We start from the raw sequence: 17,052 nt of genomic DNA, 5'->3' as shown, positions 1-17,052 counted from the left end.
ATCAGATCAGGCCGAGATTCGCCACGGCGGCGCGCTCGTCGAAAAGCTCAGCGGCTGTAGCGTCCATCTTCCTGCGGCTGAAGTCGTTCACTTCCAGTCCTTCAACAATTTCCCAGTTTCCGCCTGAGGTAGTTACTGGGTATGAATACATGAGACCTTCGGGCACCCCATATGATCCGTCGGATGCAACGGCCATCGAAACCCAATCGCCCTCGGGGGTGCCGAGCAGCCAGTCGCGGGCTGCGTCGATGGTTGCCGACGCTGCCGATGCCGCAGAGGACGCGCCCCGGGCCTCGATGATCGCTGCGCCTCGCCCGGCAACCGTGGGGATGAAGTCGTTCTCTATCCAGTCCTGATCGTTCACCACCTCCGCCGCGTTTCTGCCGGCGACTTCTGCGTGGAAGATGTCCGGATACTGCGTTGCAGAATGATTCCCCCAGACGGTCATCTTGCGGATATCTCCGACCCTGGCGTGGGTTTTTGCAGCGAGCTGTCCTATGGCGCGGTTGTGATCCAGCCGGGTCAGGGCGCTGAATCGCGAGGCCGGGATGTCCGGGGCGTTGCTCATCGCAATCAAGGCGTTGGTGTTGGCCGGATTGCCCGTCACGCCAATACGGACGTCGTCGGCCGCGACCCGGTTCAGGGCCTTGCCTTGTGCCGTGAAAATAGCACCATTGGCGCTGAGAAGGTCGCCGCGCTCCATGCCCTTGGAACGCGGACGGGCGCCAACGAGTAAGGCAAGGTTGACGCCGTCGAAAATATGGTCGGCGTCGTCGCCGATTTCCACCGAGTCGAGCGCGGGAAACGCGCAGTCGTCGAGCTCCATGACAACACCCTCAAGTGCCTTCAACGCGGGCGTGATCTCCAGGAGCCGGAGTTGCACTGGAGTATCGCCACCGAACAGGGCACCGCTGGCGATCCGGAACAGGAGGCTATAGCCGATCTGGCCAGCCGCGCCAGTCACAGCGATCTTGATGGGACTGCTCACGTGAGTTTCTCCTTATCGATGTGAGGTCGATGGGCTTTGCAAGCTGTATGTCATGGTGCCACAGAGCAGTGGGTCCCAGTACCGGCGGGTACAGCTTCATCACAATTTCCGATGTTGTTTCGCGGTTTTATTCGCTATGCAGATGCACTTCGGGCGCGTGAGAATGAATTAACCGTCACAGAAAAAGGGCCACAGCGCCCCTCATTCCAGCCGATGCTCCCAACGACGGGAGCCATCTATGCGCGCTGTGACCTTTCGCCAAATAGGAGATCACATGTCAATCCAAGAGGTTGAGGTCCTCGTCGTCGGCGCGGGCCAGGCCGGGGTAGCGATGAGCGAGCACCTGAGCGAGCGGGGAATTCCCCACATCGTCCTGGAACGCCACCGTATCGCCGAGCGGTGGCGTTCCATGAGGTGGGATTCCCTGGTTGCCAACGGCCCCGCCTGGCACGACCGTTTCCCGGGCCTGGAATTCACCGACACCGAGCCCGGCTCGTTCCCCTCCAAGGAACAGGTCGCCGACTACTTCGTGGCGTACGCCCAGAAGATCGGGGCGCCCATCCGTTGCGGTGTTGAGGTGACTTCCGTGCGCAGGAACGTCGGTGCGCCGGGCTTCCATGTGCAAACGTCCGATGGCGAGTTCAACGCCCGCTACGTCGTAGCTGCCACCGGGCCGTTCCAGCGGCCGGTGATCCCCGCCGTCGTTCCCGAAACCGCCGGACTGATGCAAATGCACTCGAGCTCCTACCGCAACCCTGGCCAGTTGCCGGAAGGTGCCGTGCTGGTGGTCGGGGCAGGGTCCTCGGGCGTGCAGATCGCCGCGGAAATCCAGCGTTCAGGCCGCCAGGTCTTCCTCTCAGTTGGGCCACATGACCGCCCGCCGCGGAACTACCGCGGCCGGGACTTCTGCTGGTGGCTCGGAGTGCTCGGCAAGTGGGACGCCTCCACTCCCGCTGCGGGCGCCGAACATGTGACTATCGCAGTCAGCGGGGCGGACGGCGGCCACACGGTCGATTTCCGCGCGCTCGCAGAGAACGGGATCAAGCTCGTGGGACGGACCACGGCGTTCGATAACGGAACCATGCGTTTCGCGGATGACCTCCGTACCAACATCGCAAACGGCGACGCACACTACCTGGAGTTGCTCGACGAAGCCGACGCGTACGTTGAACGCAACGGCTTGGACCTCCCCGAAGAACCCGAGGCCCGCTTCCTGCGACCCGATCCGGAGAGCCTTACCAACCCCATCCGCGAGCTCGATCTCGCAAGTGCCGGAATCACGTCCATCGTGTGGGCAACAGGCTTCGCAGTGGACTACAGCTGGCTGCAAGTGGACGCGTTTGATGACAAGGGAAAACCCCTCCAGCAACGCGGTGTGTCCACCGAACCCGGCGTCTATTTCCTGGGCTTGCCGTGGCAGTCACGCCGAGGCTCCAGCTTCATCTGGGGTGTCTGGCACGACGCCAAGTACGTTGCCGACCAGATCACCATCCAGCGGAGCTACCTGGTCCACAACGAACAGGACGCGCTGGTGGCGAGCGGCGCCGTCTAACACCGTAGCCGAAAGAAGGGGACCACGCCGAGCCGGCGTGGTCCCCTTCTGCTGTGCCCTGCTCGCGGCTTTGGTACAGCACGAAATAAGGCCCGACGTCGGCACTCGCGAGAGTGCCGACGTCGGGCCTTGCGGGGTTGGTGACGTCAGCCGAGCCCTGCCAGCGACGTGGCCGAAAGAGCCGCCTCCATTTTCTGCGAGTCAAGCAGCCCGCGCTCAATCACCAATTCGGCAATGCCCCGATGGGACGCGAGAGCCTCCTTGGCCAGTTCGGCTGCAGCGGCGTACCCGATCAGTGGTGCCAAGCCGGTGACCACGCTGATCGATTCGACCATCCGTTGCTGCAGCAGCTGCGTATTCGCGGTGATGCCGTCCACGCAGTGCGTCCGGAGTTGGCGGCAGGCCACGGTGAGCCATGCGATCGACTCAAGCAAAGCGTCAGCAATGACCGGCTCGAAAGCATTGAGCTGGAGCTGCCCCGCCTCCACGGCCATGGTCACCGTCGCATCGGCGCCGATCACCCGGAAGGCAACCTGGTTGACCATTTCCGGGATGACCGGATTGACCTTCCCGGGCATGATGGAGGACCCGGCCTGCACTGCGGGCAACGAAATCTCCCCGAAGCCCGTCTGCGGACCCGAAGAGAGCAAGCGGAGGTCGTTGCAGATCTTGGAGAGCTTCACCGCTGCCCTCTTCAAGACACCGGACACGAGCATGAAGACGCCCGTATCGCTGGTGGCCTCCACGAGGTTTGTCGCGGAGGTGAGCTGCATGCCGGTAATGGAACTGAGCTCACTGATCACAGCTTCCCGGTAGCCGGGGGAAGCGGTGATGCCGGTGCCGATGGCCGTGGCTCCAAGGTTGGACTCCCGCAAGTGGGGAAGGAGTTCAAGGAGCCGGTGGCCGTCTTCACGAAGGGTGTCGGCGAAGGCCCCGAACTCCTGTCCCATGGACATCGGAACAGCGTCCTGCAGTTGGGTGCGGCCCACTTTGATGATGCCGGCGAACTCCGTTGCTTTGGCATCAAATGCTTGGATGAGCTGTGCGTGCTCCGCACAGAACGCCGAGATTTCCCGCTGCAGGGCAATCTTGATGGCCGTCGGATAGACATCGTTGGTGGATTGGCTGCGATTCACGTCATCAATGGGGTGCAATGCAGAGTAGTCGCCCTTACGTTGACCCATCAGCTCCAGCGCGCGGTTGGCAATGACCTCGTTGGCGTTCATGTTGGTGCTGGTCCCGGCTCCGCCTTGGATGGTGTCCACCACAAACTGGTTATCCAAGAGGCCATCCATGACTTCCAAGGAAGCCTTTTGGATGGCCGAGGATTTTTCCGGATCGAGCAGGCCCAAGCTTTCGTTTGCACGTGCTGCGGAGTATTTCACGGCCCCCAGGCTCCAGATGAGGGAACGCAGGGTGCCGATGGTTCGTCCGCTGACGGGGAAATTGTCCACCGCCCGTAGAGTACAGATGCCCCAGTAGGAAGCCTCGGGAACGTCAGCGTCCCCGAGGCTGTCATGCTCCCGCCGTGTTCCCGGGAGGGGAGAAGATGATTGTTGTGTCATGGTCCTGTTCCTGGAAGTGCAGTCATGGAATACCCGGCTACGTTGCCAGATAGTCCAGCGCCGTAAGTGCCAAGGCGGCTGCGCCGTCGTGAATGGCAAGGTTGGCTGCGTCACCGACGCAATGCGCGGCGAACTCGGGTTGGTGGTTTGCTGCCGGGAAGCAGCCGAGTCCTATATAGGGGTGGATGGCCGGCACCACTTGGGACACATTGCCCATGTCTGTTGAGGCCCGGTTCATGGTGGCTTGCTCCGGCGGTGCGTTGAAGTCACGGCCGAGAGTCTCCGCGTGCCGCACGTACAGCTCAAGTGCCCGCAGGTCCGTACGGAACTCCGAATAGGGCTCCGATTCCGCGGTAACCGACAACTCGCAGCCGGACGCCAAGGCCCCGGCCTCGAAGCACCGGTGAACGCGCTCCTCAAGCTCGCCCAACAGCGCAAGTGATTCGGCCCGGACATACCAGCGGCCTTCCGTTTTCTCAGGGATGGCGTTGGGGGCTTCGCCGCCCCGGGTCTGAATCCCATGGACACGGGTACCCGCCGGCAGTTGTTGGCGGAGGAGGCCCAACGCCACCTGGGCAACAATAAAGGCGTCGTTGGCATTGACTCCCTGATCGGGATAAGCAGCAGCATGAGCGGACTTGCCCCTGTACTCCACGTGGTTGTGGGCCACGGCGTACGGACGGGCTTCAGCGGAGTCCACAGGGCTGGGATGCGCCATCATGGCCAGATCCAAGCCCTGGAAGGCGCCTCTCTTGAGCAACTCGATTTTCCCCCCGCCGCCTTCCTCGGCGGGCGTCCCGTACAGTTCCACCGTCAGATCACGCTCGGCGGCGAACTGCGCCAAGGCCACAGCGGCACCGCACGAGATGGCCGTGATGATGTTGTGGCCACAGGCGTGGCCGAGACCTGGAAGTGCGTCGTACTCAGCCATGAGCCCAACGCGGCGGGAGCCCGTTCCGAAGACCGCACGGATCGCCGTGGGGAAGCCCAAGTACTCCCTTTCCACCTCAAAGCCATGGGCGGTCAGATAGTCGGCGGTCCAGGCGGCGGCGCGATGTTCCTGCCAGCCCAGCTCCGGGTTGGCGTGCAGGGTCTCCGAGAGCCGAACCAGGGAAGGCTGCTGGGCGGTCACGGAACCCAGCACCCGGTCGCGTTGGACAGCCGGAGCCGAGGTGGTCGTCGTTTCAGCGCTCATCGCCCGCCACCCCATAACCCACTGACGACGCGGGGTCCAAGCCGCGAATCACGTAGTCCTGCCGCTGCGGGAGCCACACGTCCAGGAGCTTCTCCAGTTCCTCGATCGGGTGATCGTGCCAGTCCACGCGCAGATCAGTGTCCCTCCAGCCGTGCCCGGACACCACCGAAAGTCCGGCCGATCGCACGGGTCCGGCTTCGCCGCCTGCTGCCTCAGCGGCTCGCAGGGCAGCCATCAGGCGCACTTCCAGTTCGCCTTCGGCGCCTTCGAACGCGTCGCACAGGGCCTGGGCAACGCCCGGATGCGCCAGCATATTGCCGGCAGCCACGCTGTTCGCACCCCGTCCTTCGCCGAACAAGCCAAGGGTATGCGCGCCGCTGAACACGGCGGATCCACCCTTGGCGTCCAGAACCACCAGTTGCCGATAGTCCACGGCGGGTGATTCCTGTACGACGGCGTCAATCGCCTCTTGCGCGGAATATCCGGCTTGCATTCGGTCCAGCAGCGCTGTTCCCAGTCGAGGATCGGTGATGTTCTGGGAGCTGACGGCGCCGATTCCGTCACGCAGATGCGCACAGCGGGCTGCAACGGCGGGGGAGGACGAGGAGACCGCTATGCCTAATCTGCCGTGGCTGTCGGTTGCGGCAATACTGAACGTCACTGCTGTGCCTCCGTGGAGAGCACTGCGGTGGCGTCGATTTCCACGAGCCACTCCGGGCGGGCCAAGGCCTGGACAACGATGCCGGTGGACACGGGGAACACTCCCTTGAGCCAGCGCCCCATGGTGCGGTAGACGGTCTCACGGTAGCGAGGATCGATGAGGTAGACGGTCACCTTGACGATGTCCTCCAGGCTGCTTCCGGCTTCCTTGAGCAACATGTCGATGTTGGCCATGGCCTTTTCCGTTTGGGCTTCAACGTCGCCAATGCCCACAGACTCGCGCGTCTCCAGGTCCTGTCCGATCTGGCCCCGAAGGTAAACCACGCCATTGGCCACAACGGCCTGGCAAAGATCGTTATCCAGGTTCTGCTCCGGGTAGGTCTCTTTCGTGTTGAACGTACGGATACGCTGGTGCTTCATGTCGCAGCTTGCCTTTCAGTCCTGTTAGCCGGGTGCTCGTATCCTTCAGCTTCCTGCGGAGCGTTAAATCTGTCCAACAGTTCTTTTAGAACGATTGCATCGACTTTTCTGATGCAGGGTGTACTCTCGTGGCATGGATGTGACCCTCACGCAGTTGCGCTATTTCGTGGAAGCGGCAGCCCAGTTGTCCATGACAGGTGCGGCCGTCCGCCTGAATGTTGCCCAATCGGCAGTTTCGGCTGCGATTGCCCAGCTGGAGCGCCACGTAGGCACGCAGTTCTTCATCAGGCAGCGCTCCAAGGGCCTGGTGCTCACGCCGGCAGGGGAGCTCTTCGTCAGGGACGCGCAGGCGATCCTCGCGCAGGTTGAGGAGAGCGTTGACCACGCACGCGGAGAGCACCAGAGTGTCTCCGGTCGGATCCGCATAGCCTGCTTCAGCACGCTTGCGCCTTTCCTGCTTCCCGGTGTCCTGACCAAACTGCGGGAAGATCACCCCGCACTTGAAGCTGAAGTCATCGAGACCGACACTGCGGGCTGCATCGCCGCTTTGCTCAGCGGGCAGGCGGACTTGGCGCTGTGCTACGACCTGGACCTCCCCGAAGCGATAGCCCGTTCCGTGGTGGATACCGTTCGGCCTTATGTGGCACTGCCGCCAAACCACAAACTGGCAGGATCAAAGACCGTTCAACTGTCCGCACTGAGCGGCGAACCCTTTGTGTTGCTGGACTTGCCCCACACCCGTGACCTCATGATGTCCATCGCCAGGCTGGGTGGCCAGGAGCCGGACATCAGGTTCCGATCGGCCAGCTATGAAACGGTGCGCACTTTCGTGGCGCGCGGCCTCGGCTATTCCATCCTTCACCAGCGGCCACAGCACCAGTTGACCTACGACGGCGGCCAGCTGGCCGCCGTCGAAATCCGCGACGACGTGCCGGAATTGAAGACAGTTCTGGCGCACTTGAAGTCCCACCGCCCCACGGCGAGGGTGCGGGCGGTAGCGCAAGCAGTCAGGCATCAGATCGTCGCCGCCCGCTCGGCGCGAAGCTAGGTCCGGTTCCCGCTGCATCTGTTCAGCAGATGCAATTGGTGTTAAAAATCTATTCGACAGATCACAGTTCCGCGCTCGAAAATGGTTATACCAGCAATCGAGCGTGATCCACATCACGTGCCCTGGTGGCGCAGTCTCAGGTCGGTCAACGTCGACCGCCACAGGCTCGCTCTCCCCATCCCAGCATCGGATCTTTTCCTCCAGGAGGAACTGTGAACACCAATAACATCGAGGGGCAGATCAGCAGAAAGGGTTTGCGCACCAGCGTTGCCGCCGGTTCCATCGGCGTCTTTGTCCACTGGTTCGAATGGGCTATTTACGCCTACCTTGCGTCCACCATCGCCGTGGTCTTCTTCCCCCAACAAGACAGCACAGCGGCACTGCTGTCAGTTTTTGCCGTCTTCGCCATCAGCTTCGGCGTCCGTCCCCTGGGCGCACTGATCTTCGGAACCCTCGGCGACAGGATCGGCCGCAAGAAGACGCTGTCAATCGTGATTCTCTCCATGAGCGGTGCCACGCTGGTGGTCGGGCTACTGCCCACTTACGACGCCATCGGCCTGTGGGCGCCTATCCTGCTTGTGGCCGCCCGGGTGGTCCAAGGCCTCGCAGCAGGCGGTGAGTTCGGAAGCGCGGCCGCCTTCCTGGCCGAGTACTCACCCAGGAAGCACCGTGGATTCGGCGTCAGCTGGCTCGAATTCGGAAGCCTTCTCGGTTTCCTGGCGGCCTCGCTGGTGGTCTTCGTGCTCTCCAGCGCCATGGACGCACAAGCCATTGCCGGCGGTGGCTGGCGCATTCCCTTCCTGATCGCAGTTCCCCTGGGTGTCATCGGCTTCTACATCCGGTCCAAGATTGAAGACACTCCGGAATTCCGTTCCCTGGAGGAGCTGGGCAACGTCCCGCAGAGCCCCGTCAAGGAAGTCTTCACCAAACACCGCAAGCAGCTGCTTCAGATGAGCGGCTTGGAGATCATGATGCACGTTACCTTCTACGTGGTGCTGGTCTACCTCCTGACCTATCAGGAGAAAGTGCTGGGTTTCGACGCCGGAACAGCCGCGCTGCTTTCCACGGCGGCTTCTGTGGCGGGCCTGATTCTCGTACCGTTAGTGGGCGCGCTGTCCGACAGGATCGGCAGAAAGCCGCTCCTGATCACTGCCGCCGTTTCACTGGTGGTACTGGCGTACCCCTTGTTCCTGATCATGCAGACCGGCACAGCCTGGGCTGGCATTGTCAGCACCATCGGACTGGGCGTCATCCTGGCCCTCATCCTTGGAGTTCATGCGGCAGCAGCTGCCGAGCTCTTCCCCACCCGAACACGGCAGACCGGGCTCTCTATCGCCTACAGCGTCACCGCGGCCATCTTCGCCGGAACCGTCCCGTACGTCCTGACCTGGCTCATTGCGCAGACAGGAAACGACATGATGCCAGCCTTCTACTTGATCCTGGTGGGCCTTGTAGGACTTGCTGCTGTGCTGAGCATGAAGGAAAGCAAAGGCAAGAACCTGATGGACGAGGAAGAACTGCACTCGCCGGGAACGCGGTCCCGGGCAACGCAGGGCGTGGCGCACACGTAGACACACACCATCCAGTGGACAATTCACCCTCGCGTACGGGGGTGAATTGTCTGTTTGATGGGGTCAAACAGTGACGGCAAGCCGCGCCAGCGCCCGCTCCACCAGGTGCCGTTGCCGGGAACCGGTGACGGCGTCCGGATCCAGCATGGAGGTGACGTGCAGGCCCATCATGATGTTCAGCAGCTCATCGGCAACCGCATCCGGATCCGCCAAAGGTGCGCATTCGTCGTCGTGCTCTGCTTGGGCAAGGAAACCCAACACCAGGCCACGCCAGTGCAGCAAAGCCTCCCGACCCACTGCCCGCAGCGCGTCTTCCGTCTGCGCCCGCTGCCAGAAGGACACCGCCACGCGGGCCTCCACCACGGTGAGGGGATCGGCCGGAATGATCTCCAGGCACAACCTTCTGAGGGCCGAAAGGCCGCGACGGCCTGCCGTGCCAGCCGCGATGCGTTCGTTGGTGCGTTCGCAGATCAACTCGTAGGACGCCAGCAGCAGGGCGTCCTTATTGGGAAAGTAATGGGCCAGCACTCCCGGTGCCGCGTAGCCGCATTCACTGGCAATGTCCCGCATGCTGGCGTTCTCGATGCCCTGCTTCGCGATCAGCCGCCACGTGGTTTCGATGATGGAACGGCGACGTTCCTCGTGATCAACCAAGCGGGGCATGCTGTTCCTTCGTTCGGGCGGGTGGCCATGGCCGGACCGTGAGCACCCTACCACCGCGGGGACGCCGGGGCGCGCCCCCGCGGTGGTAGGTGCAGGTAAAACGCGGGTTACGCCCTCAGTGTCCGCAGGCGCCGGTGTTTTGCTCTGCGGGAGCGCAGTGTCCGGTGGAGGACGATGGCACGTTGAGTGTGGGGTTCTGATCGAAGAAGCCGTGCGGCTTCAGGGTGAATCCGGTGGTATCAACGGGCATGATCGGCCAGTCCTCGGGCCGCGGGAAGTGCGTCAGGCCAAACGAGTGCCACACTACGAGGTCCTGGCCATCAATGTCGCGGTCCTGAGCCACGTAACTGGGAAGCCCTGCACCTCCGGGGTGCTGGTTGACGAAGTCGCCTGCGGCGTAAAGCTCGTCCTCTGCGTGCTGCGTGACCCACAAATGGTGTTTGGCAAAAGCGGCCCGCGAAGCGATAGAGGAATCATCCGCCATGGCCAACGTAGGGTTGCCCTCCGGATAAAGGGTGTAGCCCACCGGGTGGCCCAGGTGATTCAGCGAGTCCGGGTTGCTGATGTGCCACACCCTTCCCTTGGTGCCATCGGCATCGCGGACTGCCTCCGATTCACGGGTCAGCACTGTGCGCTTTTGTGTGAAGGCGTTGCCGTGAGGGTTCCCGGGCCCCTTGGGAAGCCGTACAAGGTCCAGTTCCTCAACCCGGTTGGTGCCGCCGTCGATCATCATGTCCAGGCGCGCGCTGAAGAGGTGCTGGTGGTAAGGGGCACCAAGGCCCGGAGCGATCTCCGACGCGTAGGCGTAGTCCTTGTCCGGGAGTGCTGCCGTGAACACGATGCCCGTAGCCTTCGCCTCAAACTCGATGGTGCCGTCCAAATAGAGGTACCAGTAGAAGCCGTAATCGTAGTTGCCCACGGTGGTGAAGAAGGAGACCACTAGCCTGCGGTTGCGGCGAACCTCGTTGGAACCTGCCCACTCGTCCGTGTGCTTCCACAGGATTCCCGCGTCTTCCTCGTGAATGCAAATGCCGTTCTCGATCACGCGCGGATTGCCGAAATCATCTGCCACCACCGGGGACATGTAGGTGATATCGCCCAAGCAGTCGCAACCAAGCTTGAGTGAGTTGGCATCCCGGCCCACCAGGTATTCGCCGGAATCGAAGTAGTTCTGCCAGCTTCGGTACGGGGACGGGTCTCCATACGGCACCACCATTTCGGAGATGGATGCGCGGTGGACCACCGGGCGGCGCCGTCCCTGGTGCGAGTGGTGGAGCTGGTGGAGCACCAATCCCTCGCGGGCGTCGAAGCCGACGCGGAGGTCCCAGCCTGCCCAAGACAGATGGTTGCCTTCCAAGGTGAAGCTGGGACCCTCGGGTTGGGTGATTTCTATTGGCTTCAAATCCGTGCGGAGCTCTCCGTGGATGGTGGGGTCGGTGTAGTTGCCGTTGACCTCTGGTACCGGAACCGGGCCGTCGTCGATCAGGTGGTTGACGCGCCGGTTCTCAATGTCCACGAAAGCCACCAACCCGTCGATCGGGTGGGCCCACGGGTGGTCCGCGGGGTGGTCCTGGCGGAATCCCAAGCCGCGGAGCAGTCGCTTGCCTTCCTCATTCCCGTACTCGAAGACGCCTGCGGAGAGGGGAGCGACGCGGACTTGGGCGGGGGTCAGGCCGCGGCTGGCCAGTGCTGCGTTCCACTGTGGATCTACAGCCAGAATGTCCTCAATGATCCCGAATTCCTCGAGAAGGACCGGCAGTTGGCCATCGATTTCCGGGTTGAGTTCACGCTGATCCAGGACGAGGCCTGTGGCCAGGGACAGCCTGACATCGAGGGAACGCGACTGCGCGGCGTCCCAGAGCATTGCCCGGACCAAGCGAGGGGCATCTGCTGCGTCTGCCTGGAAGACGGCCTTAGGTGGCTCGATCAGGCCCAGGTAAGCGAAGCGTGTGGTTTCTGCGACGAGCCCGGCATCGGCCAGGATCCGGCGCGCCTGGTGGATTTCGTGTGCCGAGAGCTGCTCAAGCGGATGTTGCCCCAGCGGAGCCTGCGTCGTTGCGGCCAAGGGGGTGGTCTGAAGGGTCATGGCACTTCCTGAAGTCGATTTTTGATGGTACAACTGTTCAACCAACGCTTTGATGTTACCCACCTCACAGGCCGGCGTAAAGTCCTTGACCCAAATGTCGCCGGCGGCCAGGAGAACCATGAACCAGCAATCCCGCCTACCCCGGCGGCGCGGCACAACTACGCCCGTTTCCGCGGGCCTCGTGGGCGTTGCTGCTGCTGGCAGCGCTGTAGCCCATGTGGTGGCAGCGGCCAGCGGTCCGGCAGGAGTGATGGCCTGGTGGATGGCCGCGATGGGCGCTGCGTGCTTGAGCTGCGCGGCTCCCATGGCGGGCTTTCCCGCCCGGACGTTCTGCGCCGGACAGGCCGCAACTCGTGCCGCCAGCCACCTCCTGGCCATGAGTGCAGCAATGATCCTCATCCATCTGGTCCTCCTGCTGGGACCTGGCAGCGGCCACCACGGTCACGTCCAGGGCGCATCCACCCCGGACCACCAGCCGGCCATGCTCATCCTCATCGGCGTTGAACTGCTTTGCCTTATGGCTGCTTCGGCGGCCCTCCGCATGACCCGCACCGCAACACCACACCCGACCTGAAACCCCACACCAGGAGTCACCATGAACACAACATCCACCACGCTGTCCTTCGACTGGCATGGCCGAGCCGACGCCCTGGCGATCGATGGCAGGGCATTTATTGACGGCGGGCGGGCAGCGGCAAGCACCGGGCTCATCCGTCGCACCATCAGCCCGATTGATGGCCGAGTCCTCGCTGAGTTGGCCGCGTGCGGCCTGGCTGACGTCGATCGCGCGGTGGCGGCCGCGAGGCGCGCTTTCCCGTCGTGGTCCCGTTCCGGGGCCGAAAAGCGAAAGGGACTGTTGCTGGCGTTGGCCAACCTCATGGAGCTGAATGCCGATGAGCTGGCCCTGCTGGAGACGCTGGACAGCGGAAAACCAATCCTGCAGACCACAACCGTGGACGTACCCGGCGCCATCTCCACGCTGCGCTGGTACGCCGAGGCTATAGACAAGCAAAGCGGTGAAATGCCCGCCGTCCCACCCGGAGCCACGGCCCTGGTGACCCGCGAACCCCTGGGCGTAGTGGCAGCCATTGTTCCGTGGAACTTCCCGCTGGAAATCGCGGTGTGGAAACTGGCGCCGGCACTGGCCTCCGGCAACACAGTGGTGCTCAAGCCGGCCGAACAGACCTCGCTGAGCGTGTTGCGCCTCGCCGAGCTGGCCACGGAAGCGGGTCTGCCGGATGGCGTGCTGAACATCATTGCCGGTACCGGCCGCGAAGTAGGCGCAGCGTTGGCGCATCACATGGACGTTGATGCGCTGGCCTTCACGGGCTCCACTGCCGTTTCCCGAACACTGTTGGAAGCCTCAGGTCGCAGCAACCTCAAGCGACTGAGCCTGGAAGCCGGCGGTAAGAGTTCCAATATCGTCTTCTCCGATACGGCCGACCTGCCTAAAGCGGCAGCTAAAGCTGCTTTTGGGGCCTTCTACAATCAGGGCCAGGTCTGCTCTGCGAACTCACGGATCCTGGTGCAGCGGGACATCCATGACGAGTTCGCAACCCTGCTTGCAGACGCTGCGGTTGGTTACCGGGCCGCGGATCCGCTGGCTGGTTTGGCCGGCAATGGCGCCCTCATCAGCAGCGCCCACACGAACGACGTCGAAGGCTGGATTCGGCGGGGACGCACCGAGGGTGAGGTGCTTTTCGGCGGTGAGCGGCTCGAAATCCAAGCCTCCGATGCCTACCTGGAGCCCACGCTCCTGGGCGGCCTCCCGGCGGACCATGACGTTCACCGCGACGAGATCTTTGGACCCGTGGCTGTGCTGCACGCGTTCGACTCGGAGGAGGAAGCGGTGCGGTTGGCCAATGCCACAGACTACGGATTGGCTGCATCCGTGTGGACGTCCAACCTGTCCCGCGGCCATCGGGTGGCAGGGGAGCTCCTTGCCGGAACAGTCTCCGTTAACACCGTTGACGCACTGGGAAACACCACCCCGTTCGGAGGCTTCAAGCAGTCCGGATTCGGCCGGGACCTCTCCCTGCATGCCTTCGACAACTACACGGCGCCAAAGACTACGTGGATCCAGTTCGACTGATCTATCCCATCTGAAAAAACGCTGATATGCATCGTTATTCCATGGTTTACCTGATGCAATTCACGCGCCTACGCTAGGGCTCACAGTGGACCGGACCCGGCACGTCAACGTAGACGAGAGCCCGCCCGCTCCCTCACATCGCACCAGTCGCTAAGACACCTTCCCTTCCCACCCTTCTTGCTCAGTAGCAAACTTAAGCAGTAGCAAAGGATCGATCATGGATCAGCCAGTAGCCTCAACGCGGCTCGCGCAAGAACAAAGCAAGCATCTGCAAAAATCCCTGGGCCGCTTCGACATCTTGTTGTTGGTGGTCGCCGCCGTCATCTCAGTGGAAGTCCTGGGCCAGGTTTCCGGGTTCGGCGGGGAAACCTTCACCTGGACACTCATCCTGGCCATCACATTTATGGTCCCCTACGGACTTATCTTCGCCGAGACAGGCGGTGCCTTCACTGAAGAGGGCGGCGTCTACGTATGGACAAAAATGGCCTTTGGGCGCGTGGTTGCAGCCATCACGTCCCTTTTCACCTGGGTGACGCAGCCCGTTTGGGTGGGTGGCGCCATGGCCTTCGTAGCAGTGGAAACCTGGTCCGAGTACGTGGGCCATGTGGACGCCGGAAGCCCTGCCGATTACATCTTCAAGCTGCTCTTCATCTGGATCACGGTGACCTCAGCGATCATCAGCTTGAAGCACGGCAAATGGCTACCCTCGCTGGGGGCCATCCTCAAGGTGGCGTTCCTGACCTTCTTCATCATTGTCACCATGATTTACGGGCTGCAGCACGGTTTCAACGGGCTCGACCTGGGCTTCTTCTCACCCACGCTTGCTGGCTTCCTGGGCGTCACGCCACTTCTGCTGTTCTCGTTCCTTGGCTTCGAGTCCGGGAACAGCGCCGCGGGGGAAATGAAGAACCCGGCCAAGGACGTTCCCATCTCGGTTGCCAGGTCCTCCATGATTGCCGCCGCGAGCTACCTGCTCCCCATCCTTGCCATCCTGCTGGTAGTGCCGTTGGACCAGATCACCGGCATTGGAGGTCTGTTCGGCGCAATCGCCACGGTCTACACAGTCTTTGGGCCTGCTGCGGAGGTCATGCTGTCCGTTTCCGCGGTGGTTTTCTGCTTCATCCTGGTCTCGCAAGGCGCCGCATGGATGATCATCAGCGACCGCATGCAGGCCATGGCTGCTGCAGACGGCTCCTTCTTCGGAGGCTTCTTCGGACGCTTCCACCCCAAGCTCGGCACCCCCATCCGCGTCAACACGCTCTCCGGTGTGGTGGCGACGCTGTTCATGCTCGCAGCCATGCAGCTCAGCGGCACCAGCAGCGCACTGTTTGGCGTGGTCCTCTCCATCGCGATTTCCACGTTCCTGCTCAGCTACCTGTTGGCCATCCCGGCCGCCGTGAAGCTGCGGAGCAAGTATCCCCACGCTGACCGGCCTTTCAAGGTTCCTGTCTCGGACACGGGCTTCCGCATTCTGGGTTACATCTGCTTCGCGTGGATCCTGATCGGGTCCTGGGTTGCCATCTTCCCGGGGACACTGGATGTGCTTTTCGGCTTGCCATACGACTTCGAGGCAACGTGGGGCGTCTCGCAGTTCACTTTCGAGGCCTTTGCTCTTGGAACCCTCGGCTGCATTCTGGCCCTGGGGCTTGTTGGATATGCCCGCGGGAAGAAGGTCAGGGACGCGGTGGCGCCCGTGAGCGAGACAGCTGAGCTGGTCAACGACTAGCTGGGCACTAGCGGGCTTCGAGGTCCTCGAGTGTTTTGCCCTTGGTGTCCGAGGACAGGAGGGTTGCCACGGCCGAGACAACGCAGATGCCCAGCGTGGTCAGGCCGATGACCATGGGGATGTTCGCTGATCCCGGGGGAGCGATTGCCGTAAAGAGGCTCGGGAAGAAGGAAGCGATCATGAGCCCGATGTTTTGCGAGACCGCGAAGCCGGTGACCCTCATCCGCATGGGGAATTGCTCCTGGAAGAACGTGGCAAAGGTGGCGTTCCACATCTGGAAGAGGATGCCCTGAACGATCACGACGCAGACGAACACCAACGGGAGGCTGCGCTGTTCGATCGCCCACAGGTATCCCACGGTCAGCAGGCCGCCGGTGATGCCGCCGGCCACCATCAGTGCCCGGCGGCCGATCTTGTCGGACAGGGCGCCGAACAGCGGGATGGTCAGCACTGCGGCAACATTGGCAGCCATGGTCACCCAGAGGAACTCACTGCTGGAAAAACCGATGCCGTAGCCCTTCTGGGTGGCGAAGGAGACACCGAAGATGAGGGTGGCCATGCCGATGACGTTGGTGAACGTCATGATGATGCACCGGAGCAAAACCCAGGGGTGGGTGCGCAGGAGGTCTACCAGTGGGAAGCGACGCTTGGCGCCGGGGTCTTCGGATTGGGCCAGGTATGCGGGAGGCTCCTCGACGCGGCGGCGGATGACGTATCCGGCCACGATCACTACGGCGCTGAGCAGGAATGGCAGTCGCCAGCCCCAGGAGTGGAACTGCTCGTCGGGGAGGAATGCGGCGAGGGGAATAAGGACGGCCGTGGCCAGGATGGAGCCCACCTGTGTGCCCTGCAGGCTGAAGCTGGCGAAGAAGCCGCGCTTGGCGTCGGGGGAGTGCTCCACGATCATTGCACTGGCGCCACCGAGTTCACCCGCGACGGCGAATCCTTGGACCAGTCGGAGAATCACCAGGAGGACAGGAGCGAGGAGGCCCACCTGTCCGTACGTGGGCAGGAGTCCGACGGCAAAGGTAGCGAAGCCCATGAGCAGCATCGCGAAAACGAGCACCTTCTTGCGCCCGTGCCGGTCACCGTAGGCGCCCAGGATCACGGCGCCGAGCGGGCGGGAAACGTAACCTACGGCGTAGGTGGCCAGCGACGCGATGATGCCGACGGTGGGATTCTCCGTGGGGAAGAAGATGGTGGGAAACAAGAGCGTCGCCGCCAGTGAATACAGGGCGAAGTCGTAGTATTCCAGCGCGCTTCCGATCCAACCGCTCATGGCGGCTTTCTTCGGATCCTTTTGGCCGGTGGCTTCGCCTTGGGTTGAAGGGACGTCCCTCCCGTGCATCACGGTCATTGCGGCTGAACTCCTATGTCGTCGTTGGCAAGGAACAAGAGCTCTTCCCGTCCAGGACTGAACTGTTTGGTGCTCATTCAGCGTGAGGAAGGTTACTTCTTGAATCGATTCATAAAGCATAGGACGTGA

General features: G+C 62.5%; 14 protein-coding genes. 6 read left to right on the top strand and 8 right to left on the bottom strand.

Features of this window, described 5'->3' with window-relative positions:
- Position 1: 1 nt before the first annotated feature.
- Entirely contained in the window at positions 2 to 988 is a 987-nt protein-coding gene (locus tag AC1RJY_RS19315) for a malate dehydrogenase (RefSeq protein ID WP_210064758.1), read from the bottom strand.
- Between the two features lie 274 nt (positions 989 to 1,262).
- On the opposite strand from AC1RJY_RS19315, the gene AC1RJY_RS19310 reads away from it, so the two are divergent.
- A complete protein-coding gene (locus tag AC1RJY_RS19310) occupies positions 1,263 to 2,540 on the top strand; it encodes a flavin-containing monooxygenase (protein WP_014920646.1) in 1,278 nt (425 codons plus the stop codon).
- A gap of 146 nt (positions 2,541 to 2,686) precedes the next feature.
- Here the strand turns inward: AC1RJY_RS19310 and AC1RJY_RS19305 are convergent, their stop codons facing one another.
- Genes AC1RJY_RS19305 through AC1RJY_RS19290 form a run of 4 tightly spaced genes read right to left on the bottom strand, consistent with a single transcriptional unit; the run spans position 2,687 to position 6,380 of the window.
- Positions 2,687 to 4,105: an aspartate ammonia-lyase gene (locus AC1RJY_RS19305; protein ID WP_498603035.1), complete on the bottom strand. Its 1,419-nt coding sequence runs from the start codon at positions 4,103 to 4,105 to the stop codon at positions 2,687 to 2,689.
- Between the two features lie 37 nt (positions 4,106 to 4,142).
- Positions 4,143 to 5,300, bottom strand: coding sequence for a M20 family metallopeptidase (locus tag AC1RJY_RS19300; protein WP_498603034.1), 1,158 nt, complete (start codon positions 5,298 to 5,300; stop codon positions 4,143 to 4,145).
- On the bottom strand, positions 5,290 to 5,961 hold the full coding sequence (locus tag AC1RJY_RS19295; protein ID WP_498603033.1) for a DUF1028 domain-containing protein: 672 nt from the start codon (positions 5,959 to 5,961) through the stop codon (positions 5,290 to 5,292). Before AC1RJY_RS19295 ends, AC1RJY_RS19300 begins: the two co-directional genes overlap by 11 nt.
- Positions 5,958 to 6,380 (bottom strand): RidA family protein, encoded by a 423-nt coding sequence (locus tag AC1RJY_RS19290; RefSeq protein ID WP_011773330.1) that lies wholly within the window; start codon positions 6,378 to 6,380, stop codon positions 5,958 to 5,960. The genes AC1RJY_RS19295 and AC1RJY_RS19290 overlap by 4 nt, the downstream gene beginning before the upstream one ends.
- 133 nt (positions 6,381 to 6,513) lie before the next feature.
- On the opposite strand from AC1RJY_RS19290, the gene AC1RJY_RS19285 reads away from it, so the two are divergent.
- Positions 6,514 to 7,428, top strand: a complete 915-nt coding sequence (locus AC1RJY_RS19285) for a LysR substrate-binding domain-containing protein (protein ID WP_011773331.1) — start codon at positions 6,514 to 6,516, stop codon at positions 7,426 to 7,428.
- A gap of 212 nt (positions 7,429 to 7,640) precedes the next feature.
- Positions 7,641 to 8,999 (top strand): MFS transporter, encoded by a 1,359-nt coding sequence (locus tag AC1RJY_RS19280; RefSeq protein ID WP_498603032.1) that lies wholly within the window; start codon positions 7,641 to 7,643, stop codon positions 8,997 to 8,999.
- Positions 9,000 to 9,062: 63 nt separating this feature from the next.
- Here the strand turns inward: AC1RJY_RS19280 and AC1RJY_RS19275 are convergent, their stop codons facing one another.
- On the bottom strand, positions 9,063 to 9,662 hold the full coding sequence (locus tag AC1RJY_RS19275) for a TetR/AcrR family transcriptional regulator (RefSeq protein WP_498603031.1): 600 nt from the start codon (positions 9,660 to 9,662) through the stop codon (positions 9,063 to 9,065).
- A gap of 115 nt (positions 9,663 to 9,777) precedes the next feature.
- Entirely contained in the window at positions 9,778 to 11,748 is a 1,971-nt protein-coding gene (locus AC1RJY_RS19270) for a primary-amine oxidase (protein WP_498603030.1), read from the bottom strand.
- A 118-nt stretch (positions 11,749 to 11,866) separates the two neighbouring features.
- Here AC1RJY_RS19270 and AC1RJY_RS19265 point away from each other — a divergent pair, with 118 nt between their 5' ends.
- The 3 genes from AC1RJY_RS19265 to AC1RJY_RS19255 all read left to right on the top strand — a co-directional run bounded on the left by AC1RJY_RS19265 (position 11,867) and on the right by AC1RJY_RS19255 (position 15,566).
- On the top strand, positions 11,867 to 12,322 hold the full coding sequence (locus tag AC1RJY_RS19265) for a hypothetical protein (protein WP_498603029.1): 456 nt from the start codon (positions 11,867 to 11,869) through the stop codon (positions 12,320 to 12,322).
- Between the two features lie 21 nt (positions 12,323 to 12,343).
- On the top strand, positions 12,344 to 13,840 hold the full coding sequence (locus tag AC1RJY_RS19260) for an aldehyde dehydrogenase family protein (RefSeq protein WP_498603028.1): 1,497 nt from the start codon (positions 12,344 to 12,346) through the stop codon (positions 13,838 to 13,840).
- 217 nt (positions 13,841 to 14,057) lie between these two features.
- Entirely contained in the window at positions 14,058 to 15,566 is a 1,509-nt protein-coding gene (locus tag AC1RJY_RS19255) for an APC family permease (RefSeq protein WP_498603027.1), read from the top strand.
- A 7-nt stretch (positions 15,567 to 15,573) separates the two neighbouring features.
- Here AC1RJY_RS19255 and AC1RJY_RS19250 read toward each other — a convergent pair whose 3' ends face one another.
- Positions 15,574 to 16,923: an MFS transporter gene (locus tag AC1RJY_RS19250; protein WP_498603026.1), complete on the bottom strand. Its 1,350-nt coding sequence runs from the start codon at positions 16,921 to 16,923 to the stop codon at positions 15,574 to 15,576.
- Positions 16,924 to 17,052 lie beyond the last annotated feature (129 nt).

This window comes from Arthrobacter sp. GW822-FHT05G07 (assembly GCF_058799755.1).
Note: the sequence above shows the minus strand (reverse complement) of the source record. Positions and strands in the feature narration are given on the sequence as shown.

Excerpts from the sequence above, each read along its gene's own strand:
- AC1RJY_RS19310 (WP_014920646.1), top strand. The coding sequence starts at position 1,263 with ATGTCAATCCAAGAGGTTGAGGTCCTCGTCGTCGGCGCGGGCCAGGCC.
- AC1RJY_RS19305 (WP_498603035.1), bottom strand. The coding sequence starts at position 4,105 with ATGACACAACAATCATCTTCTCCCCTCCCGGGAACACGGCGGGAGCAT.
- AC1RJY_RS19300 (WP_498603034.1), bottom strand. The coding sequence starts at position 5,300 with ATGAGCGCTGAAACGACGACCACCTCGGCTCCGGCTGTCCAACGCGAC.
- AC1RJY_RS19290 (WP_011773330.1), bottom strand. The coding sequence starts at position 6,380 with ATGAAGCACCAGCGTATCCGTACGTTCAACACGAAAGAGACCTACCCG.
- AC1RJY_RS19285 (WP_011773331.1), top strand. The coding sequence starts at position 6,514 with ATGGATGTGACCCTCACGCAGTTGCGCTATTTCGTGGAAGCGGCAGCC.
- AC1RJY_RS19275 (WP_498603031.1), bottom strand. The coding sequence starts at position 9,662 with ATGCCCCGCTTGGTTGATCACGAGGAACGTCGCCGTTCCATCATCGAA.
- AC1RJY_RS19270 (WP_498603030.1), bottom strand. The coding sequence starts at position 11,748 with ATGACCCTTCAGACCACCCCCTTGGCCGCAACGACGCAGGCTCCGCTG.
- AC1RJY_RS19265 (WP_498603029.1), top strand. The coding sequence starts at position 11,867 with ATGAACCAGCAATCCCGCCTACCCCGGCGGCGCGGCACAACTACGCCC.
- AC1RJY_RS19260 (WP_498603028.1), top strand. The coding sequence starts at position 12,344 with ATGAACACAACATCCACCACGCTGTCCTTCGACTGGCATGGCCGAGCC.
- AC1RJY_RS19255 (WP_498603027.1), top strand. The coding sequence starts at position 14,058 with ATGGATCAGCCAGTAGCCTCAACGCGGCTCGCGCAAGAACAAAGCAAG.
- AC1RJY_RS19250 (WP_498603026.1), bottom strand. The coding sequence starts at position 16,923 with ATGACCGTGATGCACGGGAGGGACGTCCCTTCAACCCAAGGCGAAGCC.